This window comes from Micromonospora sp. NPDC007230, assembly GCF_042869115.1.
Classification (GTDB): Bacteria; Actinomycetota; Actinomycetes; order Mycobacteriales; family Micromonosporaceae; genus Micromonospora.
On sequence record NZ_JBIAFE010000028.1, the window covers coordinates 38,388 to 63,385 of the forward strand.

At 74.9% G+C, this 24,998-nt stretch carries 26 protein-coding genes; 11 read left to right on the forward strand and 15 right to left on the reverse strand.

The window, feature by feature from the left end:
- Nucleotides 1-186 precede the first annotated feature (186 nt).
- Entirely contained in the window at nucleotides 187-1,092 is a 906-nt protein-coding gene (locus ACFYML_RS30345) for a winged helix-turn-helix transcriptional regulator (protein ID WP_387423878.1), read from the reverse strand.
- 83 nt (nucleotides 1,093-1,175) lie between these two features.
- Here ACFYML_RS30345 and ACFYML_RS30350 point away from each other — a divergent pair, with 83 nt between their 5' ends.
- Together ACFYML_RS30350 and ACFYML_RS30355 are read left to right on the forward strand one after the other, a co-directional pair.
- A complete protein-coding gene (locus ACFYML_RS30350) occupies nucleotides 1,176-2,438 on the forward strand; it encodes an MFS transporter (protein ID WP_387423880.1) in 1,263 nt (420 codons plus the stop codon).
- A gap of 240 nt (nucleotides 2,439-2,678) precedes the next feature.
- Entirely contained in the window at nucleotides 2,679-3,266 is a 588-nt protein-coding gene (locus tag ACFYML_RS30355) for a hypothetical protein (protein WP_387423881.1), read from the forward strand.
- A gap of 46 nt (nucleotides 3,267-3,312) precedes the next feature.
- Here ACFYML_RS30355 and ACFYML_RS30360 read toward each other — a convergent pair whose 3' ends face one another.
- Nucleotides 3,313-3,441: a hypothetical protein gene (locus ACFYML_RS30360; protein ID WP_387423882.1), complete on the reverse strand. Its 129-nt coding sequence runs from the start codon at nucleotides 3,439-3,441 to the stop codon at nucleotides 3,313-3,315.
- A 38-nt stretch (nucleotides 3,442-3,479) separates the two neighbouring features.
- Nucleotides 3,480-4,592 carry an FAD-dependent monooxygenase gene (locus ACFYML_RS30365; protein WP_387423883.1) on the reverse strand — a complete coding sequence of 371 codons (1,113 nt, stop codon included), beginning with the start codon at nucleotides 4,590-4,592 and terminating at the stop codon, nucleotides 3,480-3,482.
- Nucleotides 4,593-4,668: 76 nt separating this feature from the next.
- Between ACFYML_RS30365 and ACFYML_RS30370 the strand changes: the two genes are divergently transcribed.
- Nucleotides 4,669-5,340 (forward strand): TetR/AcrR family transcriptional regulator, encoded by a 672-nt coding sequence (locus ACFYML_RS30370; protein ID WP_387423884.1) that lies wholly within the window; start codon nucleotides 4,669-4,671, stop codon nucleotides 5,338-5,340.
- On the opposite strand, the gene ACFYML_RS30375 is transcribed toward ACFYML_RS30370, so the two are convergent.
- Nucleotides 5,288-6,361: a DUF4037 domain-containing protein gene (locus ACFYML_RS30375; RefSeq protein WP_387423885.1), complete on the reverse strand. Its 1,074-nt coding sequence runs from the start codon at nucleotides 6,359-6,361 to the stop codon at nucleotides 5,288-5,290. The genes ACFYML_RS30370 and ACFYML_RS30375 overlap by 53 nt on opposite strands.
- A 102-nt stretch (nucleotides 6,362-6,463) precedes the next feature.
- On the opposite strand from ACFYML_RS30375, the gene ACFYML_RS30380 reads away from it, so the two are divergent.
- Complete coding sequence (locus ACFYML_RS30380) at nucleotides 6,464-6,682, forward strand: hypothetical protein (protein ID WP_387423886.1); 219 nt, start codon at nucleotides 6,464-6,466, stop codon at nucleotides 6,680-6,682.
- A 61-nt stretch (nucleotides 6,683-6,743) separates the two neighbouring features.
- Nucleotides 6,744-7,664, forward strand: a complete 921-nt coding sequence (locus ACFYML_RS30385; protein WP_387423887.1) for a 5'-3' exonuclease H3TH domain-containing protein — start codon at nucleotides 6,744-6,746, stop codon at nucleotides 7,662-7,664.
- A 58-nt stretch (nucleotides 7,665-7,722) separates the two neighbouring features.
- On the opposite strand, the gene ACFYML_RS30390 is transcribed toward ACFYML_RS30385, so the two are convergent.
- A complete protein-coding gene (locus tag ACFYML_RS30390) occupies nucleotides 7,723-10,512 on the reverse strand; it encodes a DEAD/DEAH box helicase (RefSeq protein WP_387423888.1) in 2,790 nt (929 codons plus the stop codon).
- A 77-nt stretch (nucleotides 10,513-10,589) separates the two neighbouring features.
- On the opposite strand from ACFYML_RS30390, the gene ACFYML_RS30395 reads away from it, so the two are divergent.
- Nucleotides 10,590-11,369 carry an HAD family hydrolase gene (locus ACFYML_RS30395; protein WP_387423929.1) on the forward strand — a complete coding sequence of 260 codons (780 nt, stop codon included), beginning with the start codon at nucleotides 10,590-10,592 and terminating at the stop codon, nucleotides 11,367-11,369.
- A 93-nt stretch (nucleotides 11,370-11,462) separates the two neighbouring features.
- On the opposite strand, the gene ACFYML_RS30400 is transcribed toward ACFYML_RS30395, so the two are convergent.
- The 3 genes from ACFYML_RS30400 to ACFYML_RS30410 all read right to left on the reverse strand — a co-directional run bounded on the left by ACFYML_RS30400 (nucleotide 11,463) and on the right by ACFYML_RS30410 (nucleotide 14,930).
- Complete coding sequence (locus tag ACFYML_RS30400; RefSeq protein WP_387281066.1) at nucleotides 11,463-12,389, reverse strand: diacylglycerol kinase; 927 nt, start codon at nucleotides 12,387-12,389, stop codon at nucleotides 11,463-11,465.
- 115 nt (nucleotides 12,390-12,504) lie between these two features.
- A complete protein-coding gene (locus ACFYML_RS30405) occupies nucleotides 12,505-14,556 on the reverse strand; it encodes a glycogen debranching N-terminal domain-containing protein (RefSeq protein ID WP_387281067.1) in 2,052 nt (683 codons plus the stop codon).
- Nucleotides 14,553-14,930 (reverse strand): SCP2 sterol-binding domain-containing protein, encoded by a 378-nt coding sequence (locus tag ACFYML_RS30410; RefSeq protein WP_387281068.1) that lies wholly within the window; start codon nucleotides 14,928-14,930, stop codon nucleotides 14,553-14,555. Before ACFYML_RS30410 ends, ACFYML_RS30405 begins: the two co-directional genes overlap by 4 nt.
- 193 nt (nucleotides 14,931-15,123) lie before the next feature.
- Between ACFYML_RS30410 and ACFYML_RS30415 the strand changes: the two genes are divergently transcribed.
- Nucleotides 15,124-16,008 (forward strand): ABC transporter substrate-binding protein, encoded by an 885-nt coding sequence (locus ACFYML_RS30415; protein ID WP_387423889.1) that lies wholly within the window; start codon nucleotides 15,124-15,126, stop codon nucleotides 16,006-16,008.
- A gap of 118 nt (nucleotides 16,009-16,126) precedes the next feature.
- Here the strand turns inward: ACFYML_RS30415 and ACFYML_RS30420 are convergent, their stop codons facing one another.
- Nucleotides 16,127-16,522 (reverse strand): hypothetical protein, encoded by a 396-nt coding sequence (locus ACFYML_RS30420; protein ID WP_387423890.1) that lies wholly within the window; start codon nucleotides 16,520-16,522, stop codon nucleotides 16,127-16,129.
- A 107-nt stretch (nucleotides 16,523-16,629) separates the two neighbouring features.
- On the opposite strand from ACFYML_RS30420, the gene ACFYML_RS30425 reads away from it, so the two are divergent.
- The gene (locus ACFYML_RS30425; protein ID WP_387281071.1) at nucleotides 16,630-17,034 is read left to right on the forward strand and encodes a hypothetical protein; all 405 of its coding nucleotides are present in this window, start codon (nucleotides 16,630-16,632) and stop codon (nucleotides 17,032-17,034) included.
- Between the two features lie 76 nt (nucleotides 17,035-17,110).
- Here ACFYML_RS30425 and tatC read toward each other — a convergent pair whose 3' ends face one another.
- The 5 genes from tatC to ACFYML_RS30450 all read right to left on the reverse strand — a co-directional run bounded on the left by tatC (nucleotide 17,111) and on the right by ACFYML_RS30450 (nucleotide 20,870).
- Complete coding sequence (gene tatC / locus ACFYML_RS30430; RefSeq protein WP_387423891.1) at nucleotides 17,111-18,064, reverse strand: twin-arginine translocase subunit TatC; 954 nt, start codon at nucleotides 18,062-18,064, stop codon at nucleotides 17,111-17,113.
- Between the two features lie 15 nt (nucleotides 18,065-18,079).
- Nucleotides 18,080-18,391 (reverse strand): Sec-independent protein translocase subunit TatA, encoded by a 312-nt coding sequence (tatA, locus tag ACFYML_RS30435; RefSeq protein WP_387423893.1) that lies wholly within the window; start codon nucleotides 18,389-18,391, stop codon nucleotides 18,080-18,082.
- 217 nt (nucleotides 18,392-18,608) lie between these two features.
- The gene (locus ACFYML_RS30440; protein WP_073836767.1) at nucleotides 18,609-18,857 is read right to left on the reverse strand and encodes a hypothetical protein; all 249 of its coding nucleotides are present in this window, start codon (nucleotides 18,855-18,857) and stop codon (nucleotides 18,609-18,611) included.
- A gap of 10 nt (nucleotides 18,858-18,867) precedes the next feature.
- Nucleotides 18,868-19,875: a helix-turn-helix transcriptional regulator gene (locus tag ACFYML_RS30445; protein WP_387423894.1), complete on the reverse strand. Its 1,008-nt coding sequence runs from the start codon at nucleotides 19,873-19,875 to the stop codon at nucleotides 18,868-18,870.
- The gene (locus tag ACFYML_RS30450; RefSeq protein WP_387423895.1) at nucleotides 19,872-20,870 is read right to left on the reverse strand and encodes a helix-turn-helix transcriptional regulator; all 999 of its coding nucleotides are present in this window, start codon (nucleotides 20,868-20,870) and stop codon (nucleotides 19,872-19,874) included. The genes ACFYML_RS30445 and ACFYML_RS30450 overlap by 4 nt, the downstream gene beginning before the upstream one ends.
- 148 nt (nucleotides 20,871-21,018) lie before the next feature.
- Here ACFYML_RS30450 and ACFYML_RS30455 point away from each other — a divergent pair, with 148 nt between their 5' ends.
- Together ACFYML_RS30455 and ACFYML_RS30460 are read left to right on the forward strand one after the other, a co-directional pair.
- A complete protein-coding gene (locus ACFYML_RS30455) occupies nucleotides 21,019-22,023 on the forward strand; it encodes a cation diffusion facilitator family transporter (protein ID WP_387423896.1) in 1,005 nt (334 codons plus the stop codon).
- 59 nt (nucleotides 22,024-22,082) lie between these two features.
- The gene (locus tag ACFYML_RS30460; protein WP_387423897.1) at nucleotides 22,083-23,168 is read left to right on the forward strand and encodes a DUF3866 family protein; all 1,086 of its coding nucleotides are present in this window, start codon (nucleotides 22,083-22,085) and stop codon (nucleotides 23,166-23,168) included.
- Nucleotides 23,169-23,195: 27 nt separating this feature from the next.
- On the opposite strand, the gene ACFYML_RS30465 is transcribed toward ACFYML_RS30460, so the two are convergent.
- Complete coding sequence (locus ACFYML_RS30465) at nucleotides 23,196-23,744, reverse strand: carboxymuconolactone decarboxylase family protein (protein WP_387423898.1); 549 nt, start codon at nucleotides 23,742-23,744, stop codon at nucleotides 23,196-23,198.
- Between the two features lie 306 nt (nucleotides 23,745-24,050).
- On the opposite strand from ACFYML_RS30465, the gene ACFYML_RS30470 reads away from it, so the two are divergent.
- Nucleotides 24,051-24,980, forward strand: coding sequence for a hypothetical protein (locus tag ACFYML_RS30470; RefSeq protein ID WP_387423899.1), 930 nt, complete (start codon nucleotides 24,051-24,053; stop codon nucleotides 24,978-24,980).
- The last annotated feature ends 18 nt before the right edge of the window (nucleotides 24,981-24,998 follow it).

Consider the following 24,998-nt stretch of genomic DNA (forward strand, 5'->3'; position numbering starts at 1 on the left):
CCGGTTCACCCCGTTCCTGCTGGTTCTCGGCCGTCCTGATCGCGTACCCGCCGCCGGCATGGCCATGCGGGCAGGGATGGTCGGGAGCCGGCCGCCGGACGCCGGGTGGGCACCCGGCGACCGTCCCGCTGTCAGGCGACCGTGCAGGGGATGCCGTTGAGGGTGAAGGAGCCGGGCTTGCCGGTGTTACCGGTGTGGTCGCTGCCATGCCTGGCCGACGGCCCGTCGGCGGACCTCGTCGAGCATCTCGTCGACCGAGCCGGCCGGGTCGGTCACCGGGAACTGCACCGCCCGCACCACCGACTCCGGGTCGATCAGCAGCGTCAGCCGCTTGAACCGTGGCACACCACCCGCCCGGAACGTGGGCAGCAGCAGGCCGGCGCCGAGCCGACCGTCCTCGTCGGACAGCAGCGGGTACGGCAGGCGGGCGTGCTCGGCGAAGGCCCGCAGCTGGTCCGGCCGCTGGGTGCTCGCCCCGCGTACCTCGGCGCCGGCGGCCCGGAAGCGCTCGTGCCGGTCGGCGTAGGTCCGCGACTCGAGAGTGCACCCGACGGCCCCGGGGATCTCCCCCCAGGCCGGCGGAGGGCCCTGGGTCCCCGGCGCGAACGCGCCCGGGAACAGGTAGAGCACGGTCCATCGGGCGGGCACGGCGGGTGATTCCGCCCCGCCGTCGTGCCGGCGCAACATCATGTCCGGTATGCGGCGACCCACCAGTCGTTGCACCCGGCGCGCCTCGGCGGAGTCCGCGTCCGCCGTGGCGGTGAGCTCGCCGTCACCCATCACGTGCCGCGTCCCCCAGTCCTGCAGAGCGACCAGCACAGGCAGCAGCGCCTCGCCCTTGCCGGTCAGCAGGTAGTCGTGGCGCGGCGGGTGGGTCGAGTACGGCCGGCGGCGGAGCACCCCCTGCTCGACCAGGCCGCCGAGCCGTTCGGTGAGCGCCCGCCGGCTGACCCCCAGGTCCCGCTGCAACGCGTCGAACCGCGTGGTGCCGCCGGCTATCTCGCGGACGATCAGGAAGGTCCACCAGTCGCCGAGCACGCCGAGCGCCTGCGCGATGCCGCAGTCGGCGTCGCCGAGATCCGCGCGCCTCACACTCCACCTCCCGCTCGACCGGCGGCCTCGACTATAGTCCGTTCCAGATTGGAACTCACTGGCTCGGATCGGGGGTTGGCGGCATGTCCGTCGGGCAGGGGGCCGGGGTGTTCTGGCGCTGGTGGGCGGCCGGCACGTCCAGTTCGGTGGGGTCGGCGGTCGGCGCGGTCGCGCTGCCGCTGACCGCGCTCACCGTGCTGGACGCGTCCGCGTTCGAGATGGGGTTGATCGCCGCCGCGAACTACGTCGCCTGGCTGGTGATCGGGCTGCCCGCCGGCGTGATCGTGCAGCGACTGCCGCTGCGCGGTGCGCAGGTCGGCGCCGATCTGGCCCGGGCGCTCGCGGTCGCCTCCATCCCGCTCGCCTGGTGGTGGGACCTGCTGACCGTCGCCCAACTGGTCGTCGTGGCCCTGGTGGTCAGCTTCGCCAACGTGCTCTTCGACGTCGCCAACGCCACCTTCCTGCCGGCCATCGTCTCCCGGGAGCAGTTGCACGCCCGCAACAGCCTCACCTCGGCCACCCACGCCAGCACCCAGCTCAGCGGGCCGTCCCTCGGCGGCCTGGCGGTGCAGGCGCTCGGCGCGGTGCCGGCCGTGCTGGTCGACGCCGCCAGCTACCTGGTGTCCGCCGCGCTGTTGTGGTCCCTGCCCGCCCGCCGCGGCGACGCCCCGGACCGCCGGCCACCGGTGCGCGCCATGATCGGCGAGGGCTGGCGGTACGTCACCCGCCACCCGGTCATGGGGCCGACCATGTGGACGGCCACCGCGGTGAACTTCGTGTGCGGGGCGCAGCTGGCGGTCTACCCGCTCTACCTGGTCCGGGAGCTGCACGCCCCGGCCGCCCTGGTCGGCGTGCTGCTCGCGGTCGAAGGGGTCGGGTCGCTGGTCGGCGCGACGTTGACCCCGTGGATCACGAGACGGTGGGGCACCGCCCGGTCCCTGGTGGTCGCCTGCCTGCTCGCGGTCGGCGGCGCGTTCCTGGTGCCGGTCGGCGCCGGCTGGCCGGCGTACCTGGCGTTCGCCGCCGGCAACGTGGTCTTCGCCGGCGGCGTGGTGGTGCTCAGCGTGACCACCCGCACCTACCGGCAGACCGCCAGCCCGCCGGACCTGCTCTCCCGGGTGATGGCCACGGTCCGCTTCGTCTCCTGGGGCGCGATCCCCGTCGGCGGGCTTGCCGCCGGCGCGCTGGCCGGTCTCGCCGGGGCGCGCGCCACGCTCCTCGTGTTCGCCGCGGCCACGGCGCTGGCCCCGCTGGCCCTGCTCCTCTCCCCCGTCCGCGGGCTGCGCGACCTCACCGACCTGCGGGTCGACGACCCGGCTGAGCGGACCGTCGCGGCGGTCGGCTGACCCGGCGCGGCGTCGCCGTGGGCGCTGCTTCCACGCCCGCTGCCCTGCGGCGGCCAAGACCGGGGTGCTCCCTTGACACCGAAAGCTAATGACATTAGCTTTCTGGCTACAGGGAATAGCTAGTTCCGCTGGGACTCCTGGCGTTCCTCGCCATCCCTGCCCCACACCCCTCAACGAGTCAAGGAGCCCCCGATCAGCCGGATCCGAGTCGGCGCCGCCGCCTTCGCCGCCGCAGCCGTCATGTTCGTCCTCTATCCCGCCCTCCGCCCCTGGCACGACGAGTCCACCGCAGCCGGCGCGCTCGCCGCGATGTCCGCCGGCACCTGGGTGCCCGCGCACGCCTTCGGCATGATCGGTTTCATCCTGGTGCCGCTCGGCCTGCTGGCCCTCGCCCAGGCCGTCGCCGGCACCTGGGCCGGCCGCACCGCCGTCACCGCCTTCGTCACCGGTGCGGTCGGCGCCGGCCTGGTGCTGCCCTACTACGGCGCCGAGGCGTTCGGCCTGCACGCGATCGCGACCCAGGCCGCGGCCAACCCGCAGATCGACATACTCGCCATGGCCGACCAGGTACGGTTCGACCCGGTGGCGGGCACCAGCTTCCTGGCGGGCCTGCTCGCGCTCGGCATCAGCGCCGCCCTCGCCGCGGCAGCGGTCTGGCGCAGCGGCCTGATGTCCAAACTCAGCGGGGTGCCGTTCGCCCTCGGCTTCCTGCTCTTCCTGCCACAGTTCTTCGCCCCGGCGGCCATCCGGATCGGGCACGGCGCGCTGCTCGGCGTCGGGCTGCTCTGGCTCGCCACGGCGCTGTGGCGGACGAACTCCCCGCGCTGACCGACGCCCGGGCCGGCTCGTCCCGCCCGCGTGGCGTGGCGGACGGTCAGTCCGGCAGGACGGCCGCGGCGACCCGGCGGACCCGCTCCGGGTGGGTGAGCACGGCGACGTTGTCGAGGTACTGGTCGACAGCGCCGACCGGCGGGCGGACCCGCAGGTCCGGGCCGCCGCCCACCGCCATCCATCCGTGGGCGGCACTTCGGCAGGCCCTCGTCACCGCCGTACGGCGGCCACGAATCGGGCGAGGCCGTTGCGGGTCGCCAGGCCGAGCCGGGTGCGTGGCACCAGCAGTGCGGCGGCGTAGCGGGCCGCTCGGCGTTTCGGCTCGGTACGCCGCTGGTGGTCCGCCTCGTACCGGCCGAACGCGACCGGGTGGTCGGCGGCGGCGAGCGCCTCGGCGAGGCTGTGCGCGCCGGCGACGGCGAGGCTGGAACCGTCGCCGAACAGCGACACGCAGGAGGCGGCGTCGCCGACGAGCACGATCCGCCCCCGCGACCAGCGGGGCAGGTGGACCCGGCTCACGCTGTCGAAGTACAGGTCGTCGGCGGACCGGACCCGGTCGAGCAGCTCCGGCAGCCGCCAGCCCCGGTCACCCTGGTACGCCCCGAGCACGAGCCGCTTGTGCTGTGCGAGGTCCCGGTGGTCGAAGTCGTCGACCATCGGGCCGCGGAAGATGAAGGCGGCGAGGGCGCTGCCGCGGGCCGGGTGCACGGAGGCCAGCCGGCCCGGGGTGTTGTACAGCAGCACGTCGTACGGGTCGTCGGCAGGGCCGCCGAGCGGCAGGCCGGCCACCCACACGCCGAGATGCCGCACGTGCGCCGGCTCCGGCCCGAAGGCGAGGCGACGCACCGCCGAGTGCAGGCCGTCCGCCCCGACGACCAGGTCGAAGCGGCCGGGCGCACCACGGGCGAAGGTGACGTCCACCCCGTCGGAGTCCTCGGCCAGCGCGGTGATGTGGTCGTCGTACCGGAACTCGACGTCGTCTGCGGCGGCCCGATGCAGGATCGCGGCGAGATCGGCGCGGGGGATCTCCAGCTCGGCGCTGCCGGGGGCGCGGGTGGCAGCCATCGACACCCGGGCGATCGTGGCCCCGGCGCCGTCGACCAGCCGCACGCCGGTCACCGAAGTGGCGGCCGCGCGCAGGCGGTCGACCAGGCCCATCGCCTGGACCACCGGGAGGGCGGGACCACGCACGTCGACCGGGGCACCGCTGGACCGGTGGCCGGCGGCGCGCTCCACGACTGTCGGCCGGAATCCGTGCCGGGCGAGCCACCAGGCGAGCGTGTTGCCCGCGATGCCGGCGCCGGAGATGAGTACTGACCGCATGGAAACGACCGTACTGGCATCCGATGCCAGTTGGCAACGGCTGCCATTCGACCTTCAGTGCCGTACTATCGCCGGCATGTCGTCGCTACGTGACCGAAAGCGGGCCCGGACCCGGCAGGCGCTCATCGACGCCGCCGTCGACCTCTTCGAACGGCACGGCTACGACCGCACCGGCGTCGCCGACATCGCCGCGGCCGCCGATGTCGGCACCCGGACCTTCTTCCGATACTTCCCGAGCAAGGAGGCACTGCTCTTCCCCGAGAGCGACGACCGGATCCGGGCCGCCGTCGAGGCGATCGCCGGGCGCGGGCCGGACGAGGGGCCGGCCGAGGTGCTGCTGCGGGCGCTGCGCACCGTGACCACCGACAGCGAGGAGCTGGGCAGCCGGCTCGCCGCGCTTCGGCTACGGCTGATCCGCGAGGTGCCGGTCGTACGCGGGCGTGCCCTGCAGCTCCAACTCGACGCACAGCGGGAGATCGCCCGGCACCTCGCCGCCGCGTACCCGGAACAGCTCGACCCGGTGGCGGCGGCGGCGCTGGTCGGGGCGTTCGTCGGCGCGGTGGCCGGCGCGCTCCAGGTGCTCCTCGACGATGCGGACCAGGCCGCCGACCCGGCGACCGTACAGGCCGCCCTGCGCCGGGCAACCGACATCGCCCTCACCGGCTGGACCGCCGCTGCCCCGACCGGCCCGGCGGTCAGTCCGGCAGGACGGCCGCGGCGACCCGGCGGGCCCGCTCCGGATGGGTGAGCACGGCGATGTTGTCGAGGTACTGGTCGACAGCGCCGACCGGCGGGCGGGCCCGCAGGTCCGGGTCGGTGACGGCGGCGTACAGCGCGGCGACGAACCGGTCCGCGTCCAGGACCAGGAACGGCCGGTGGTGGAACTGCCGGACACTCGGGTCGACCGGGGCGGCCAGCCCGGTGTCGTTGGTCCAGGCCGCGACGGTCTCCAGCGCCCGGACCAGCCCGGCCTGCCGCTCCGGCCAGCCGCCCGTCCCGAGGGCGGCGGCCAGCGCGTCCAGCACGGGGGCCGCCGGCGGCAGCGCGGCGAAGACGGTGCCCAGCCACTTCGCGTACGGGGGCCAGCGGCGGTGCAGCAGCAGGCCGAGGCGCATCAGGTCCCGGGCCAGCCCGCCGGTCACCACCCGACTGCCCAGCTCGTCGCCGACCTCGGCACACCGGCCGACCAGATGCTCGGCCTGGCCGATCCGGTGCCAGCCGGCCGCCAGCACGTACCGCCACACGTCGTCCGGATACCAGGCCAGCCGGGCGCGGGCAGCGGTCAGCGCCCCGCCGAGCCCGTCGTGGAAGACCGCCCCACCGGTCAGCTCGGCCAGCCGCTGGGTGGGCACGGCCAGCCAGTCCGCCACCCCCATCCCGGCGCGCGGGTCGCAGCCGAGCCGCCCGCGCAGCCACCCGCCCAGCTCGTCGACGCTCACCCCGTGCCGGTCGCCGTCGGCCCGCACCACGCCCAGCCGGACGTCCGGGCCGCCGGCGAACCGGGTCGGCCAGCCGAGGAACTCCGCCGGCAGCTCCGCGTCCAGGAGCGCACGCACCGGCGCGACGTCGGCGGCATCGGCGACGAAGAGCTGCGTACGCGGCCCCCAGTCGTGGTCGGTGGAGCGCGAGGTGTCCAGCCCGAGCAGCTCCGAGCCACCGTCGAGCAGCCCGGCGGCGTACCGGACGGCGGGCAGGCGGCGAGCCAGCAGCGGGGCGAGCACCTCGTTGTGGAAGCGCCGGCAGAGCGTCAGGCCGGGTACGAACGCCATGCCGTCAGTCTGCCGGGCGCGCCCCGGGCCACCCAGCGGTTATCGGTCCACCGGCCGGTCGAGGTGGATAGCCTGGGGGAAAGAGGCCAGGGAGGCGGGGCGGTGTCGGAGACCGGTCGGGAGGCCGTACGGCGTCGCCGGCTGTTGTGGGCCGGCGTCCTCGCGGTGGTCGGGCTGGCGCTGCTCCTGGTCGGCCTGATCGTCGCCAGCGGGACCCTGGCCTGGGTCGAGGTGGTGCTGGCGATCGTCCTGCTGGTCGCGAGCTACGCGCTGCAGCGGGTGGCCCGCCGGGAGACCCTGTACCGCCGCGACGGCGGCTGACGGCCGGGCGGTACCGATCGCCGTCCCCCACCTCGTCACACCGCTGTGCCAGGCTGGTGCCGTGGCACACCGACCCCCGATCCTGCTGATCGACTCCCCCAGCCTCTACTTCCGCGCCTACTTCGGCATCCCCGAGTCCGCCGCGAAGACCGACGACGGCCAGCCGGTCAACGCCGTCCGCGGTTTCCTCGACATGCTGGCCCAGCTGATCCGCACCCGCCGGCCCGACCGGATGGTCTGCGCCCTCGACCACGACTGGCGTCCGGCGTGGCGGGTGGAGCTGCTGCCGTCGTACAAGGCGCACCGGGTCGCGCCGGAGGGCGGCGAGGTGGTCCCGGACACCCTCTCCCCGCAGGTGCCGATGATCCTGGAGGTGCTCGACGCGTTCGGCATCACCGCCGTCGGCGCCACCGGCTACGAGGCCGACGACGTGCTCGGCACCCTGTCGGTGACCCAGCCCGGCCCGGCGGAGGTGGTCTCCGGCGACCGGGACCTGTTCCAGCTCGTCGACGACGCGCGCCAGGTGCGGCTGCTCTACGTCGGGCGGGGCGTGGCCAAGCTGGAGGACTGCGACGACGCGGCCGTCCGGGCCCGCTACGGCGTCCCCGCCGACCGGTACGCCGACTTCGCCGCCCTGCGCGGTGACCCGAGCGACGGGCTGCCCGGGGTGCCCGGGGTGGGCGAGAAGACGGCCGCCCGGCTGATCGAGCGGTACGACGGGCTGGACGGCATCCTCGCCGCCCTGGACGACCGGGGCTCCGGCTTCGCCCCCGGGCTGCGGACCAAGCTGGAGGCGGCCCGGGACTACCTGGCCGTCGCGCCGAAGGTGGTGCGGGTCGCCACGGACGTACCGCTGCCGCAGCTGGCCACCGCGCTGCCGACGGCGCCCGCGGACCCGGACCGGCTGCTGGAGCTGGCGCAGCGGTGGAACCTCGCCAGCTCGTGCCGCCGCCTGGTGGACGCCGTCGCCCCCGGGTCCTGACCGGCGGCGTCGCTCCCGCCCGCCCCGGATCCGCCGGGACGGGAGCGGCCACGCCTGATCAGGCGGCGCCGTGGTAGGCCAGCACCCCCCGCTTGACGGCGGTGATCGCCTGCCGGGCGGTGGCCCGCACCTCGGTGGAGGCGCCGCCGGAGTCGGCGAGCTGACCCAGCAGGTCGACCACCTGGCGGGCCCAGCGGACGAAGTCGCCGGCGGGCATCTCACCGTCGATCTGGTGCCCGCTGGCGAGGACCTTGGCGAGGGCCTCGCCGCGCGCCCACCGGTAGATCGGCCAGGCGAACCCGAGATCCGGCTCCCGGGTGACGGCGAGGCCACGGGCGGCCTCGTCCGCCTCGATGTCGCTCCACAGCTTCAGCGTCTCGTCGACCGCGTCGGCGATCGGCCCACGCGGCAGCGAGGCCCGCTCGTCCACGTCCCGGCGGGCCTCGAAGACCACCACCGACACGGCGGCGGCAAGCTCGGCCGGGGACAGGCCGTCCCACACCTTCCGGCGCAGGCACTCGGCGACCAGCAGATCGGCCTCGGTCCAGATCCGGCCGAGCATCCGGCCGGCGTCGGTGACCTCGCCGTCGGCGGAAAGGTAGCCCCGTGCGGTCAGCAGCGCCACGATCCGGTCGAAGGTACGGGCCAGCGATCCGGTCCGGCCGGCGACCCGCTGGCGCAGCTCCTCGGTGTCGCGCTCCAGGCGGCGGCTCCGCTCCGCCCAGCGGGCGTGCTCCTCCCGGTCCGGGCAGGCGTGGCAGGGGTGCCGGCGCAGCTCGGCGCGGAGCTGGCTGAGCCGGTGGTCCTCGCCGACCGCCTGCTTGGAGCGCCCGCCCCGCCGGCCGCCGTGCCGGTCCAGCCCGGTGCCGCTGACCGCCGCGGCGAGATCCCGCCGCGCCGCCGGGGACCGGTGGTTGAAGTGCTTGGGCACCCGGATCCGGGCGAGCACCTCGGCCGGGGTGGTGAAGTCGCCGGGGGTGACCCGCCCGGCCCAGCGGTCCTGGGTGAGCACCAGCGGGCGCGGCTCGCCGAAGCCGCCGGTGGCCGGGTCGAGCACCACCGCCAGGCCGGCCCGTCGCCCGGACGGCACCCGGATCACATCACCCACCCGCAGCCGCTCCAGCGAGGCGATCGCGGCCGCCTTGCGCTGGGTCTGCCCCTGCCGGGCCAGCGCCCGCTCGCGGTCGGCGATGGCCACCCGCAGGGCGAAGTACTCGTCGAAGTCGCCGTGGTGGCAGGCCGCCTCCGCGCCGTACGACCCGATCATTTCCGTGTTGCGCTGCACCTGCCGGGCCAGGCCGACCACCGACCGGTCCGCCTGGAACTGCGCGAACGAGGACTCCAGCAGCGCCCGGGCCGGCTCCGCGCCGACGCTGCCGACCAGGTTGACCGCCATGTTGTAAGACGGCCGGAAGCTGGACCGCAGCGGATAGGTGCGGGTGGAGGCGAGGCCGGCGACGTGCCGGGGGTCGGTCTCCGGCGACCAGACCACCACCGCGTGCCCCTCGACGTCGATGCCCCGCCGGCCGGCCCGCCCGGTGAGCTGCGTGTATTCCCCCGGGGTGAGGTCGACGTGCGCCTCGCCGTTGAACTTCACCAGGCGTTCCAGCACCACGCACCGGGCCGGCATGTTGATGCCCAGCGCCAGGGTCTCGGTGGCGAAGACCGCCTTGACCAGGCCGCGGACGAACAGCTCCTCGACGACCTCCTTGAACGCGGGCAGCATGCCGGCGTGGTGGGCGGCGAGCCCGCGCTCCAGCCCGTCGAGCCACTCCCAGTAGCCCAGGACGGAGAGGTCCTCGCCGGGAATGGCGGTAACCCGGGACTCGACCACCCGGCGGATCTCCGCCCGCTCCTCGGGGGTGGTGAGCCGTAGCCCGGCCGCGAGGCACTGCTGCACGGCGGCGTCGCAGCCGGCCCGGCTGAAGATGAACAGGATCGCCGGGAGCAGCCCCTCCCGGTCGAGCCGGTCGACGATGTCGGGACGCATCGGGCCGCGCCAGCGGGGGCCGCGCCGCCCGGCGCCGGGGCCGGCGCTGCGCCCCTCCCCCAGCTCGAGGCGGCGCATCGTGTCCCGGGTGTAGCGCAGCAGCTCCGGGTGCACGTCGTGCTTGCGGGCGGCGTCGGCGTCGTGGAACAGGTCGAACATCCGCTTGCCGACCAGCATGTGCTGCCAGAGCGGCACCGGCCGGTGCTCGCTGACCACCACCGCGGTCTCGCCCCGCACGGTGACCAGCCAGTCGGCGAACTCCTCCGCGTTGGAGACGGTCGCCGACAGGGAGACCAGGGTGACCGAGGCGGGCAGGTGGATGATCACCTCTTCCCACACCCCGCCGCGGAACCGGTCGGCGAGATAGTGCACCTCGTCCATCACCACGTAGGCCAGGCCCTCCAGCGTGGCCGAGCCGGCGTAGAGCATGTTGCGCAGCACCTCGGTGGTCATCACCACCACGGGCGCGTCGCCGTTGATCGCGTTGTCGCCGGTGAGCAGGCCGACCTGCTCGGCGCCGTAGCGGTCCACCAGGTCGTGGTACTTCTGGTTGGACAGCGCCTTGATCGGGGTGGTGTAGAAGCACTTGCGCCGCATGGGCGGCCCACCGCCGTCGGCCGCCGTCGGGCCGCCCCGCAGCGCCAGGTGTACGGCGAACTCGCCGACCACCGTCTTGCCGGCGCCGGTCGGCGCGCAGACCAGCACCCCGCTGCCCCGCTCCAGCGCCTCGCACGCCTCGCGCTGGAAGTCGTCGAGGCCGAACCCCAGCTCTTGGGCGAATTCGTGCAGGGCCGGGAAGGCGGAGGCCTGCGCGGCCCGGCGGCGCGCCGCGGCGTACCGCTCGGCGGGGCTTGACATGCCTTCAAGATTAATCGGTACGGCCGACGACCACCGGCCAAGGCCGTCCGGCAGGGCGGTCGGTGCGGGTCGGTAGGGTGCACGACGTGCCGGACCATGCCGAATCCCCCCAAGCCTCGAGCGGCGCCGACGACGCCGTCCGCCCGAGCACGTCCCGCCGCCCCGTGGAGGCGGTGCTCTTCGACTTCCACGGCACGCTCGCGCAGGTGGAGGAGCCGCGCGAGTGGGTGCAGGCCGCCGCGGCGGCGTGCGGGGTGGAGCTGGACCGGGTCCGGGCCACCGCGCTGGCCGACCGGCTGCTGACCGCCGGCCGGGCCGGCGGCCCGCTGCCGGCCCGGGTACCGCCCCGGCTCGCCGAGCTGTGGGCCGACCGTGACCTCTACCCGCACGCCCACCGCGGCGCGTACACCGGGCTCGCGGAGACGGTCGACGCCGGCATCGAGGGGTTCGCCGACGCGCTCTACGAGCGGGTGCTGATCCCCGACGGCTGGGTGCCGTACCCGGACACCGAGGCGGTGCTGACCACGCTGCGGGCCGCCGGGGTGAAGGTGGCGGTGGTCAGCAACATCGGGTTCGACCTCCGGCCGCTCTTCGCCGCCTGGAAGCTCGACGGCCTGATCGACGCGTACGCCCTGTCGTACGAGGTGGGACGTTGCAAGCCGGACCCGGGGATCTTCTGGCGGGCGTGCGGGATGCTCGGCGTCGACCCCGAGCGGGCGCTGATGGTGGGCGACACCCCCGCCGACGCGGGGGCCGTGCAGGCCGGCTGCACCGTGCTGGTGCTGCCCTGCGCCGACGCCGGCAGCCCCAACGGGCTCGGCGCGGTACTCGACCTGGCCCTGCGTCCCGACGCATGATCCACCCCAGCTCGGGGACACGGGAAGGTCGGCGATGCCCGGGCAACGCCGACTCGGGGTGAACAGCGACCGCCGAGGTCCCCGGCGGCCCGGTCAGCGAAGCAGCCGCACCGCCCCCGGCACCGCGCTGATCCGCACCGGCAGGTCGAACGCCCGCTCCCCGTCCGCGTACGTGGTGATGCCGGCCGCGTCCAGCTCCACCGTACGCGCCCGGTAGCTGCGCACGAGTGGGTGCGCGACGTGCGTGCCCTGGTAGATGCGGGGCTTGACCCGGATCAGGGTGCGCCGGTCGAACCGTCCGCCCACCACCACGTCCAGCAGCCCGTCGGTCGGATCGGCATCCGGGCAGATCCGCATGCCGCCGCCGTAGCTGGCGCAGTTGCCGACCGCGACGAGCACCCCGTCCAGCTCGTGCTCCTCGCCGTCGAGGCGCAGCCGGTAGCGGCGCGGCCGCAGCCGGGCCAGCTCGACCAGGATCGCCAGGTCGTACCGGCGGGGCCCGCGCGGCCAGCGCATCCGGTTGGCCCGCTCGTTGACGATGGCGTCGAAGCCGGCCGCCAGCACCGCCCCGTACCAGCGGACGCCGCCGTCGGCGCTGGTCAGCCGGGCCAGGTCGACGGGGTGGGTCCGGCCGCCCCGCAACGCGTCGACGATCACCTCGACGGCCGCGACCGGGTCGGCGGGGAACCCGGTGTCGGCGGCGAAGTCGTTGCCCGTGCCGGCGGGGACCGGGCCGAACGGCACCGCCGTACCGGCGACGGCCTGCAACGCCCGGTGGACCGTGCCGTCCCCGCCGACCGCCACCAGCGCGGCGGCGCCGTCGGCGACCGCGGCACGGCAGGCCACCTCGGCCTCCTCCGGAGTGGCCGCCTCCAGCAGCCGGACCGGCCGGCCGGCGCCCGCCAGCCGATCCACCAGCCGGGGCAGCAGGCCACGGTGCCGCCCCCGGCCGGCGGTCGGGTTGGCGAGTACGGCGACGGGGCCGGGCGGAACAAGATCGTGCGCGGTCACGGCGAGCACCGTACGGCACGACCCACACCGCTCACCAGGGGAGACACCCGTGCTCACCGCCCAGCCACGCCCCGGGGAGCCAGGTGGGGAAAGCGGGCCGGCGGACTCCGGGGCGGCAGGGCGGTCAGGCCCGAGGGCGGGCCAACCCGATGCCGATCACATCGATCCGGCCCCACCGTCCGGGCACGTCGAGCAGCTCCACCCGGCCAAACCGGGGTGGCACCGACGGCGACATCAGCAGGTGCTCCCCGGACGGCTCCAGCCCGAGCAGGGCGCGCAACAGCAGGAAGACGGCACCGGTCGCCATCGCCTGCGGACTGTTCGCCGTCGGGTAGCACACCGGGTATCGGGTCAGCTCGCGGCGATAACCGGCGAACGCCTCCGGCAACCGGCCCTGGAAGTACCGGGACGCGTCGATCATGGCCTCGGCGATCCGGCCGGCCTCCCCGACGAGCCCGTACCGACGCAGCCCCCAGGCGATCAGCGCGTTGTCGAACGGCCACACGGCGCCGACGTGATAGCCGAGCGGGTTGTACCGCACCTGCCCCTCGGCCAGAGTCCGCACACCCCAGCCGGAGAAGAGCCGCGGGCCGAGCAGGTGCTCGGCGACCTGCCCGGCCCGCTCCGGCGGCACGATCCCGCTCCACAGCAGGTGGCCCATGTTGGACGCCAGCGCGTCCACCTGCCGGCCGTCACCGTCCAGGGCGAGCGCGTAGTAACCCCGGTCGGCGATCCAGAAGTCCCGGTCGAAGCGCTCCCGCAGGGCGGCCGCCTCCCGCTCCAGCTGCTCGGCGTACACCGGGTCGCCCCAGAACTCCCGAGCCATCCGGGCCCCGCGCAGCTTCGCGTCGTACGCGTACCCCTGCAGCTCACAGAGGGCCACGGGCGGCGCGGCCAGCCGCCCGTCGGCGTGGCAGATCGCCTCCGGGGAGTCCTTCCAGCCCTGGTTCTCCAACCCGGCCTGCTCGTTGCGCCGCAGGTACCGGATGTAGCCGTCGCCGAGGAGGTCGCCGTACTCGTCGATCCAGTGCAGCGCCGCGCGGGCCTCGTGCTCGTACTCCCGCACCAGGTCCGCGTCGCCGGTCCACTTCTCGCACTCGTCGAGCAGGATCACGTAGAGCGGCGTGGTATCGGCGCTGCCGAAGTACGGGGAGTCCGGCCGCTCCTCGAAGGCCGCCAGCTCGCTGTAGCGAAACTCGCGCAGGATCTTGCCCGGCTCCTCGTCGCGGAAGTCGTCCAGCACCGAGCCCTGGTCGATGCCGAGCATCCGCAGCGTCGCGGTGGCCAGCTCCGGAGCCACCGGCAGGGCCTCGAAGCTGGACAGGATGGCGTCCCGCCCGGTGATGGTGGCGACCCACGGCAGGCCGGCGGCGGGCATCGCCTCGTCCGGCAGGGTCAGCGGCGAATACCGCAGCGACGCCAGGTCCACCAGGCTGCGCCGATAGGCGCCGGTCAGCGCGTCCCAGTCGCAGCAGAGCTGGGGCGCCCGGTCCACCCACGCCGCCAGGTCCCGCTGCCGCTCGGCGGCGCTGCGCCGGGGTAGCCCCTCGAACACCTCCCGGACGTCCCGGCCGTCGGGGCGCGGCACCAGCGACCGCACCCGCAGGGTGGTCGTCCAGCCCTGCTTGGGAGCCACCCGCACCGCGTACGTCAGCCCGCGCTCGTCGATCCGCGCCGGCTCGCTGCTCGAGACCACCGTCTCGCGTTGAAACCGCTCCCGCCGGTAGCCGAGGCGCAGGCGGCGTTCCTCGATCCGCTGGTAGAACCGCCCCGGCGGGGTCCGCTCCTGATCGATGGCGCGAATCGGCGCGAAGTCGTTCGCCACGTCCAGCCGTACGGTGAAGTCCACCGGCACCCGGTCGTGGTTGAGCACGGTCAGCCGCTCCTCGAACACGCCACCGGTGATGGAGCGTTCCCGGATCACCGAGGACTTGGCGTCCACGTAGTGGGTCGGGGCGCCCGGCACGAGGAAGAAGCGCAGCGTGACATGGTCCCGTTCGGCGAGGGAGAGCGGGTGCAGGCGGTCGCCGTCCAGGGTGAGTCGCCACAGCGACAGGAACCGGGTGTCGAAGTCGAAGAAGCCGCTGGGGTTGCTGGGCGTCGCCTCGATGTCGCCGTTGTCCTCGCTGAGCACGAAGATGTTGCCGTCCATCACGCGGACCAGGTTCGACGTCATCGGCGCTCCCCACGTCCGCCCGCCACGGCCCGCGGGTGGCGTCCCCCGGCCGGCGCGGGGAAGAGGCGCTCCAGCAGGATCACGAAACGGAACCGCCCCTCGGCGGTGATGTCGTTGCGCAGCCACGCCGGGAGGGGCTTCGCCTCGCCGCGGGCCATCCGGGCGAAGAAGTCCCGGTCGGTGCGGAAGACCGTGTCGGCGTCGCGCCGCTCGCGGCACACCGTGACCCGGCCGTCGGCGATGGTCAGATGCCAGATGTCGACGCCGTCGGGCCCGTCCAGCTCGAACCGGACCGTGCCGGCGGTGCGGCGGTGCAGCCGTTCCGGAGGCCGACGGGCGAGCTGCGCGAAGTACGCCTCGATCGGATCGGACACCACACGCCTCCCAGGAGAGGGCCGTCGCGCCGGGCGGCCCGGCGGGTGGCGCGCCGTCGGCGGCGGCGACGGACGCGACCGAGGCCTGCTCCGGCGCCGCCTCAGACTATCGCCGAGATCCGGCCCGGACGCCCGGATCGCCGGAACTGCGGGGCGGTCCCGCCGGCGTGGAGCGGGCGGGCAGGATGGCGGGATGCGCGTCGTGTCCCTGCTGCCCTCCGCCACCGAGATCGGCTACGCGCTCGGCCTGGGGGACGAGCTGGTCGGGGTCACCTTCGAGTGCGCGGTGCCGGCCGCGTACCGGGCCGGCACAACGGTGGTGGTGGGCGGCCGGGACACCCGCGGCATGAGCCCCGGCGAGATCGACACGTACGTGCGGGCGCAGCTCGCCGCCGGAGCGGACCTCTACACCCTGCACGCGGGCGCCCTGGCCGGGCTGAACCCCGACCTGATCCTCACCCAGGACCTGTGCCGGGTCTGCGCGCTGCCCTCCGGCCGGGTGGCGGACGCCGTGGACCACCTGGGCTGCCGGGCGGAGGTGCTGTCGCTCGACCCGTACACGCTGCCGGACGTGCTCGGCACGATCCTGGCCGTCGGCGCGGCGGCCCGGGTGCCCGACCGGGCGGAGGCCCTGGTGGACGGCCTGCGCGCGCGGCTCGCGGCGGTCGACGCGGCGGTGGCCGGCCGGCCCCGGCGGCGGGTGACGGTGGTGGAGTGGGTGGATCCGCCGTTCGGCGCCGGGCACTGGATCCCGGACCTGGTCCGGGTGGCCGGCGGGGAACCGGTGGCCGCCCACCCGGGCGCCCGGTCGACGCCGACCACCTGGCCGGCGCTCCACGCGGCCCGCCCGGAGGTGGTGCTGGTCGCGCCGTGCGGCTTCCACCTGGACGGGGCGGTCGCGCAGGCCGCGACGGTGGTTCCGCACTTTCCCGGCGCGGAGGTCTGGGCGCTCGACGCGGACGGGCTGATCGTGCGGGCCGGCCCGCGCCTGGTCGACGGCGCCGAGGCGATCGCCGCGATCCTGCACCCGGACGCCGTGCCGGCGCCACCGGAAGGGGCCGTCCGGCGGGTGGCCTGACGTGCCCGCCCTGGCCAGGCGACGGCACCGGCGCCGCGTCCGGGTGCAGGGGGCGTCGTCGCCGGCGACGGGGTCGCCGCTCGGCAGGCTGAAGCCGGGTGGAGACCGGCGCCGCCCGCTACGCGGATCGGCGCGGCGGCCGGCCGTCGCGGCCGAGCGGGGCGAGCCGGCGCCAGCGGGGCAGTTCGGTGGCCACGGTGGCCAGGGCCAGCGCGGCCACCGCCACGGCGACCGGCCGCGGCCAGGCGAACCACGACGAGACCGCGGCGGCCACCAGTTGCAAACCCACCAGGGCGATGGTGACCACCCCGGGCACCGGCACGATCACGTGCTTCTTGTCCGTTGGGGTGGCCAGGACGGTGGGCAGGCCGATCAGCACCAGCACCGCGGCGACCGCCAGCGCCACCGAGTGGCGGGCGAGCGCCCACGGGGTGGCGACCCAGGCGACCAGTTCGGTGAGGAAACGCAGCGCCGCGGCGACGTCGGGGCGGCGCGGCGGGCGGTCGTCGATCACGGCGGCCAGTATCCGCCCACCCGGGCCGCCCGGGATACCCGGTTGCCGTCGTGGCGCTGGCGGGCAGGGTGTCCAGGACGTCGTCGCCGACCCGGGGGAGGCGTGAGGTGGACCTGCGACGCAACCTGACGGACGCCGCCGGCCTGGACGCCGGGACGGTGGTGCTGGTCGAGGGCGACAGCGACCGCTGCGCGATCGAGGCGGTGGCTCGCCGGCACGGCCAACTGCTGGACGGGGTGGCGGTGGTGCCCCGGGCCGATCTGGAGGACGAGCTGATCCGGGCGCTGGGCACCGGGACGGTCGAACAACTCGTCGAGGCCGCCGGGGACCTGCGTTCGTTCCGGCTCTTCCAGCGGCAGCCCGCCCAGCAGGGTCGCCCGCTCGCCCGCCAGCTCCGCCGCTTCATCGGCACCCGGTCCGGCCGCAAGAGCCACTACGCGACCCTGCTCGCCGGCGCCCTCGCCCCCGCCCGGACCCGGCCGCCGCTGGAGCTCCTGCTCGCGCGGCTCTGACCGCCGGCCCCGACACGCGGAACGCCGTCCCCAGGCCGGGGACGGCGTTCCGGTGTTGCTGCGGCGAGCGATCCGATCAGGTCATGTCGTCGTAGCGGCGCTCGATCGGCGTCGGCGCGTCGATCGGTTCGGGCGCCCCGATCGGGGCGGACGTCTCGACCCGTGCTCCGGCCTCGATCGGTTCGGTGGACAGATCCAGCGGCGACACCTCGTCGTCGGCGACGCCCCCGTACGTCTCCCGGCCCCGGCCACGCCGCTTGTCGTTGAGGAAGGCCACGCCGACTGCGACGAAGTAGAGCAGGGAGAGCGCGGCGGCCAGCAGCGTCATGCCGAACGGACCCGGGTCCGGGGTGGCGATCGCCGCGAACGCGAACGACACGAAGATCACCACGCGCCACCAGCTCAGCAGCCGCCGGGCGCTGGCCACCCCGGTGAAGTTGAGCATGAGCAGGATCAGCGGGAACTCGAACGCCACCCCGAACAGCAGGATCATGTTGGTGACGAACGCGATGTACGCGGTGACCTCGAACTGGTTGGACAGCCCGCCCACCCCGGAGTCCATCAGGAACCCGAGGCCCTTGTCGACCACGAAGTAGGCCAGCACGGCACCGGCGGCGAACAGCGGCGCGGCGATCGCCACGAAGACGTACGCCCACTTGCGTTCGTTCCGGTGCAGGCCCGGGGCGATGAACGCCCAGAGCTGATAGAGCCAGACCGGCCCGCCGATGATCAAGCCGAGCCAGAGCGCCAGCTTCAGCTTTAGGAGGAAACCGGTCGTCGGCGCCAGCGCCAGCAGGTCCTGGCAGTGCCCCAACGCGTCCGTAGTGCCGGGCAGCCGGCAGTACGGCCGCTTGAGCACCAGAAACACCGGGTCGGCGAGCCAGAAGCCGGCGGCCAGGCCGGCGACGATCGCCAGGGACGCCCGGAACAGTCGGTTCCGCAGCTCACGGATGTGCTCGATGAGCGTCATCGAGCCGTCGGAGGCCCGCTCGAAGTTGCTCGGGCCGCGCTTCTTCAACCCGAAGGCCACAGTCGGGCCCTCCGGTCAGTTGTCGCGGACGCGCTGAACCGGGTCGACCGGCTGCTGCGGCTGCGGGGCGTACTGCTGCTGCGGAGGCTGCTGCGGCGCGTACTGCTGCTGCTGGGCCGGGTTCGGCGGGAGCGGCTGGTAGCCGGCCTGCGCGTCGGCCTTCTCGGCCAGGTCACGGTCATCCTCGTGCAGGCTCTTGGTCTCCGCCTTGATGATCCGCAGCGAGCGGCCCAGCGAACGGGCCGCGTCGGGGAGCCGCTTCGCGCCGAACAGCAGGATCAGCACGACCACGAGTACGGCGATGTGCCACGGCTTGAGGGCACCCATGGGAAGCTCCAGTCGTTCAAATGTCGGTCAGGGGTGGTCGCAGCCCATCGTACGTGGGTCGAAGGGCCTTGCCACCCTGCCGGGCCTGCCGGTGCGGGCCCGGTCGGTGAAGTCTCGACCAACCCGAAGTGTCCCGTCAACCACCTGCGGCGGCGCGATCGTGCGCGGAACCGCCCGGGACCGCGCAGCTAGTGCCCGCCGGACCGACCGCCGTCGATCACTTTCCGCGCCTGGCCTTGATCAACGCCAGCCGTTCCTGGGTGACGGTCAGCCGCTCCTGGAGGCCCTCGGCGCGGCTCTGGAGTTCCTCGGCGACCGACCGCATCGCCTCCGCCTCGGCCTGGCGGCGCTGCAGGGCCACCGCCGCCCGGCGCAGCCGGGGCAGCCGCGCCAGCACCGGCCGGACCGCCAGGGCCAGCACGAGGAGCGGGAACAGCACGACCCCGAGCACGATCCACGTCACCACGGCGGTCAGCCTACTGGGTGCGGCCGGCCACCGCCGGATTGGCGCGATCCACCGGCGTCCCGTACGCGTCGAGCGCGGCGGCCGCCTGGGCGCGGACCTGCTCGGCCAGCTCGGCCGGGGCGACCACGGTGACGTCCGGGCCGAGCCCGAGCACGAACCGCCGCGCCCAGCCCAGGTCGGTGACCCGCAGCGACACCAGCCACTGCTCACCGTCGGCCTCCACCCGCTCGCACGGGTAGTACTCGGTGATCCACCGCTCGCCCCGACCGACCCGCAGGGTGATCAGCGGCAGGTCGGCCGAGGGCCGGAACACCCCGTCGCTCAGGTCGTGCGGGCGGGCCTGCGGCGGCACCACGGCCGCCTCGTCCAGCTCGGTGACCGCGTCGATCCGGTCGGCCCGGAACAGCCGGACCGCCTCGGCGCGGCGGCACCACGCCTCCACGTACGCCCGGCCGCCGACCATCAGCATCCGCAGCGGGTCGATGGTGCGCTCGGTGGTCTCGTCCCGGGCCGCGGTGTAGTAGGTGATCCGCAACGCCCGGCCCCGCTCCACGGCCGCCCGCAGCTCACGCGCCCGGGCGGTGTCGCCGGGCAGCCGCACCTCCACCGGGGCGCCGGCCAGGTCCCCGGCCGCGCTCTCGATCTTGGCGAGGGCCCGCTCCACCGCCTCCCGGTTGGCCACGCCGGGTGTCTCGGCCAGCATCCGCAGCGCCACCACCAGGGCGAGCGCCTCGTCCGGGGTGAGCCGCAGCGGGCGGTCGATGCCGGCGTCGTAGGTGATGGTCACCCGGTCGCCGTCGAACGCCATGTCGATCAGGTCGCCCGGGCCGTAACCGGGCAGCCCGCACACCCAGAGCAGCTCCAGGTCCTCGCGGAGCTGCCGTTCGGTCACCCCCAGATCCCCGGCCGCCTCGGCGATCTCGATGCCGGGGCGGGCGAGCAGGTAGGGCACCAGGTTGAGCAGCCGGGCGAGCCGGTCCGCCGAGGCGCGGCCACCGCGGGCCGCCGGGCGGGTCACCGGGCACCCCCGGCCACCGCCAGCTCGTCGTGCCGGGCGGCGATCTCCTTCAACCGCTGGATGACCGCCTCGCGGACCTCCGGCGGCTCCAGCACCCGGGCGTCCGGGCCGTAGCCGACCACCTGGCCGGCCAGGTTGTCCGCGTCGGCGTACGGCAGGACCAGGCGGTCGCCGTCCGGCCCGCAGCTGATCTCCACCGCCCAGCGGCGCAGCCCGGCCGCCCGCCCGGGGGCGACCAGCACGGTGGCCCGGCCGGTCCGCTCCACCGGCCCGGACCAGCGGGCCACGTGGCTGATCAGGTCCACCCCGGCGGGCGGCTCGTACGCCCCGGGCTGGCCGGTCACCCGGACCGTGCCCACCACGCGGGAGAGCCGGAAGCAGCGGGTCGCCTCCCGGTCCAGGTCGTGGCCGACCACATACCACCGGCCGCGCCAGCAGACCACGCCCCACGGCTGCAGCCGGCGGCGGGTCGGGGCGTCCCGGTCCGGCACCCGGTAGTCGAAGTTGACCTCCCGCCGGTCCCGGGCGGCCGCGGTCAGCGGGGCGAACGCCGGGTCGACCGTGACCATCGGCTCCAGGCCCAGGGTGGCCTGCGGGTCCACGTCGATGCCGGCGGCGCGCAGCTTCGCCAGCCCCGACGAGGCGGCGGCGGCCAGGCCGGCGTGCTGCCACAGCCGCGCCGCGATGCCGACAGCGGCGGCCTCGTCCGGTTCGAGCGGAATGTCGGGCAGGGCGTACTCGCGGGGGGCGATCCGGTAGCCGGGCTCGGCGTCGAAGACGCTGGCCGTGCCCGTCTCCAGCGGCACCCCCAGCTCGCGCAGCTCAGCCTTGTCCCGTTCGAACTTGCGCTGGAACGCCTCGTGGTCCTTGGCGTCGTCCGGGTCGTGCTCGTAGCCGGGCACGGTCGCGGCGATCTGGGCGGCGGTGAGGAACCGTCGCGTCGACAACAGGCAGATCACCAGGTTGACCAGGCGTTCGGTACGGGTCCGGGACACGTGTGAACGCTAGCAGCCCGCGCGTCCCGGGCGTGCACCCACGCGGGCGCGGCGCGCGGAACGCCGCACCCGAGGCGGCCGGGCCCCACCCGTCGCGGGCCGTCCCGCTCGACCGGCGCAGCGCCGGCACCGGCCATATGGTGAGCGCATGGCGGAAGCGGAGGTCAAGCGCGAGAGCGTCGGCACGGTCATCCTGGCCGGCTCGGCGAACCTCGCCATCGCGGTCGCCAAGGCCGTCGCCGGCCTGCTCTCCGGCTCGGCGGCGATGCTCTCCGAGGCCGCCCACTCGGTCGCCGACACCACCACCGAGGTGCTGCTCTACCTGGCGCTGCGCCGCGGGGCCCGGCCCGCCGACACCCGGCATCCGTTCGGGTACGGCAAGGAGAGCTACGTCTGGGCGTTCCTCGCCGCGTTGTTCACCTTCGTGGTGGGCGCCGGCTTCGCCATCACCCACGGCGTCACCACCATCCTCGTGCACCGGCACAGCGGCAACTACCTGGCGTCGTACGTCGTGCTGGTGGTCTCCTTCGCGGTGGAGTCGGTGTCCCTGACCCGGGCGGTCCGGCAGATCCGCCGCGAGTCCCGCCGCTGGCGGGCCACCCCCCGCCGCTACCTGCGCCTGACCGCCGACACCACCGTCAAGGCCGTCTTCATGGAGGACACCGCCGCCCTCATCGGCCTGCTCATCGCCGGCGTCGGCCTCGGGCTGTCCGAGCTCACCGGCGAGGAACTCTACGACGGGATCGCCTCGATCCTGATCGGCGTGCTCCTGCTGGTGGTCGCCGCCATCCTGGCCCGGAGCAACATCTCGCTGCTGGTGGGCCGGGCCGTGTCGGAGCGCGTGCACCGCAGGATCGAGCACGAGCTGGCCTCGCTGCCCACCGTGGACCGGGTCCACACGCTGATGACCATGGTGCTCGGCCCCGATGACATCCTGGTCGCCGCCAAGGTCGACTTCCACAACGACGCCACCGGCGCCGACATCGAGGCCGCCGCCGACGAGGCCGAGCGGCGGCTCACCGAGCACTACCCCGAGATCGGGTACGTCTTCCTCGACCCCACCCGGTCCATGCCCGGCACCGACCGCGGCCGGGCCCGGCGTACCCAGAACGAGGGCGACCCGCCCGTGGACCAGCAGACCGACACCTTCTGACCGCGCGCCGGGCCACCCGGACGCGCCCCGGCCCGCCGACGGCCGATAGGTTCCCGGGCATGGTGCGATGGCGGTCCGGCACGGTCACGGCGGTACGGCGGCGGTGGGCCGGCGCGACGGAACTCGACGTCGACCTGCCCGACGGCGGCCGGGTGCGTGCCCTGGCCTACCCGGCGCTGGTCGGCGACCCGGAACCCGGCGACCGGGTGCTGCTCAACGCCGGCGCCCTGCTGATGGGCCTCGGCACCGGCGGATACGCCCTGGTCGTGGCCCTGCCCGACCGGCTCCCCGCCGACCCGCCGCAGGCCTCCGACAGCCGCGACGCCGGCCACCTGGTCAAGGCCCGCTACACCCCGCTGCAACCGATCCTGCTCGGCGTCGACGAGGAGGCCTCCCCGCACCACGCGGTGCTGGCCGCCGCGGACAGCCTGCACGGGATGCCGGTGGTCACCGCCGACCTGCACTCGGCCCTGCCGGCGATCCTCGCCGGCGTCCACGCCGACGCCCCGCACGCCCGGGTGGCCTACCTGCTCACCGACGGCGGGGCGCTGCCGGCCTGGTTCTCCCGCACCCTCGCCGGGCTCGCCGACCACCTCGCCGGCACGGTCAGCGTCGGCCAGGCGTTCGGCGGCGACCTGGAGGCCAGCACCCTGCACAGCGGCCTGCTCGCCGCCCGGTACGTGCTGCACGCCGACCTCGCGATCGTCGCCCAGGGGCCGGGCAACCTGGGCACCGGCACCCGCTGGGGCTTCTCCGGGGTGGCCGTCGGCGAGGCGGTCAACGCGGTCGCCACCCTCGGCGGCCGGGCGGTCGGCTCGTTGCGCATCTCCGACGCCGACCCCCGCCCTCGGCACCGCGGCGTCTCCCACCACAGCCTCACCGCGTACGGCCGGGTCGCCCTCGCCGCCGCGGAGCTGGTCGTGCCGGACCGCCTCGACCCGGCCCTGGCCGCCGAGGTGGACCAGGCCCTCGCCCCGCTCGCCGACCGGCACCGGATCGTCACCGTGCCCACGGACGGGCTCGACGCGGCGCTGCGGGCCAGCCCGGTCGGCCTGTCGACCATGGGCCGCGGCCTGGACGCCGACCACGCCTACTTCCTGGCCGCGGCCGCCGCCGGCCGGCACGCGGCCCGCCTGCTCGGCTGAGCCGTCCGGCCGGCGGCGGACCGGCGCTCAGCTCGCGCCGTAGCCGTGCGCGACGATGTGCGCGGCGGACCGCTCGTACGCTGCCGGGTCCTGCGGCGCCCAAGTGCCCAGGCCGTCGACGTACCGGTTGTACATGCAGAACGCCGCGGCGATCAGCACCGCGTCGTGGATCTCCAGGTCGGTGGCGCCCGCCGCGCGGGCCGCGTCGACCAGCTCGGGGGTGACCGCCCGGCCGCTGCGCTGCACCGCCCCGGCTATCCGCAGCAGCGCCCGCAGCTTTTCGCTGACCGGCGCGGTGGTCACGTCCCGGCGTACCTGCTCCACCAGGGGCATCCCGGACGGCAGCTGGGCGGCCGCGAACGCCGAGTGCGACGAGCAGCAGAACGTGCACTCGTTCAGGCCGGACACGTAGGCGGCGATGAGCTCCCGTTCGCCTGCGGTCAGCGTGGGGTGTGGGGCGCGCAGCAGCTGCTCGGCGAGCGCGTTCAGCGGCTCCGCGGTCTCGGGACGGAACCGCATCGGCCCGTTGATGCCCGGGTGCGCCTTCTCGTCCAGGCCAAGATCGATATGTGCCATGACGTCGCCTCCCACCCGAGCCGGCCGTGGCCGACCGCGAACCCGATCCATCCGGCAACCTGCCAGGCCCCGGGTGGGGGCGGCAACTTCCCCCGTGCGCTGTTCCCGGCGCCGACCGGTCCGCCGCGAACCGCCCACCCGCCGACCAGCAGCGAAGACCGCACGGTCGAAGACGCCCCGCCGGCCCGGCCGCCTCCATCCTGTCCAGGTATCCGACCCCGGCCGCATCGACCCCGGCCTCCCCACCCGGCATCGCAGGGGCCCGTCGCGGGACGGCGCGGCCCCCGTAGCGGAATGCGAGACGCCATGTCCCTGCGACAACTCCCCGAACGCCAGCTCCTCCCCCCGACACCCGGCCCCGGGCGCCGCCTCCGGGTCGCCCTGCTCAGCGCGGCAGCCGGCGTCCTACTCGCCGTCCTGTGGTCGTTCGAGCTGGTCGACAAGGTCATCGGCGACAACGTCGCGAACACCGTGCTCGGCCACGACGCCAAGGCCACCGCGATCACCGGCACCGCCGCCGGGCTGCTCTTCGCGTTCGTCTCCGGCTTCGCCGGCACCTTCACCGCCTGCAACATCGCCATGGCCGCCTCGGTCGGCCCGATGAGCCAGGCGTCCGGCGGCCACGCCAGCGCCGCGCCGCTGCGGTCCCTGCTCCGTCCCGTCGGCTGGCTGGCCCTCGGCATGATCGCGGTCTCGGCCGGCTACGGCGCCATCGGCGTCCTGCTCGGCGACCGGCTCCCCCAACTCTCCAGCGACGTGGTCGGCGGGGTCCCGGTCCGCCTCATCCAGTCGTCCGTCGTGTTCGGCGTGATCGGCCTGGCGCTGACCTACCTCGGGCTCGCCGCGCTCGGCCTGCTCCCCGACGTCTTCGCCCACCGGCCGGTCGCCCGGGTGGTGACGATGGGCGCGCTGGTCGGCGGCTTCCTCATCGGGCGCCCCTACCCGATGTTCAACAAGCTGTTCCACTGGGCGGCCGACACCGGCAACCCGCTCTACGGGGCACTCGCCTTCACCCTGCAGTCGCTGGGCAACATCCTGCTCGTCACGCTGATCTTCGCGATCGTCGTCGTGGTCAGCCGGGGACGCTTCCTGCGCTGGATGGCCGACCCCCGCCGCGCCGCCGTGGTGACCGGCGCGCTGCTCGTCGCCCTGGGCATCTTCACCGTCGTCTACTGGGACGTGCGGCTGCCCGCCCGCTTCGGCATCGGCTGGTTCCCCAGCATGCCGTACAACTGACGGCCCCGGGGCGGCGCC

Coding starts and splice junctions, on each gene's coding strand:
- ACFYML_RS30350 (WP_387423880.1), top strand. CDS start 1,176: ATGTCCGTCGGGCAGGGGGCCGGGGTGTTCTGGCGCTGGTGGGCGGCC.
- ACFYML_RS30355 (WP_387423881.1), top strand. CDS start 2,679: ATGTTCGTCCTCTATCCCGCCCTCCGCCCCTGGCACGACGAGTCCACC.
- ACFYML_RS30365 (WP_387423883.1), bottom strand. CDS start 4,592: ATGCGGTCAGTACTCATCTCCGGCGCCGGCATCGCGGGCAACACGCTC.
- ACFYML_RS30370 (WP_387423884.1), top strand. CDS start 4,669: ATGTCGTCGCTACGTGACCGAAAGCGGGCCCGGACCCGGCAGGCGCTC.
- ACFYML_RS30375 (WP_387423885.1), bottom strand. CDS start 6,361: ATGGCGTTCGTACCCGGCCTGACGCTCTGCCGGCGCTTCCACAACGAG.
- ACFYML_RS30390 (WP_387423888.1), bottom strand. CDS start 10,512: ATGTCAAGCCCCGCCGAGCGGTACGCCGCGGCGCGCCGCCGGGCCGCG.
- ACFYML_RS30405 (WP_387281067.1), bottom strand. CDS start 14,556: ATGACGTCGAACCTGGTCCGCGTGATGGACGGCAACATCTTCGTGCTC.
- ACFYML_RS30415 (WP_387423889.1), top strand. CDS start 15,124: ATGCGCGTCGTGTCCCTGCTGCCCTCCGCCACCGAGATCGGCTACGCG.
- tatA (WP_387423893.1), bottom strand. CDS start 18,391: ATGGGTGCCCTCAAGCCGTGGCACATCGCCGTACTCGTGGTCGTGCTG.
- ACFYML_RS30455 (WP_387423896.1), top strand. CDS start 21,019: ATGGCGGAAGCGGAGGTCAAGCGCGAGAGCGTCGGCACGGTCATCCTG.
- ACFYML_RS30460 (WP_387423897.1), top strand. CDS start 22,083: ATGGTGCGATGGCGGTCCGGCACGGTCACGGCGGTACGGCGGCGGTGG.
- ACFYML_RS30465 (WP_387423898.1), bottom strand. CDS start 23,744: ATGGCACATATCGATCTTGGCCTGGACGAGAAGGCGCACCCGGGCATC.
- ACFYML_RS30470 (WP_387423899.1), top strand. CDS start 24,051: ATGTCCCTGCGACAACTCCCCGAACGCCAGCTCCTCCCCCCGACACCC.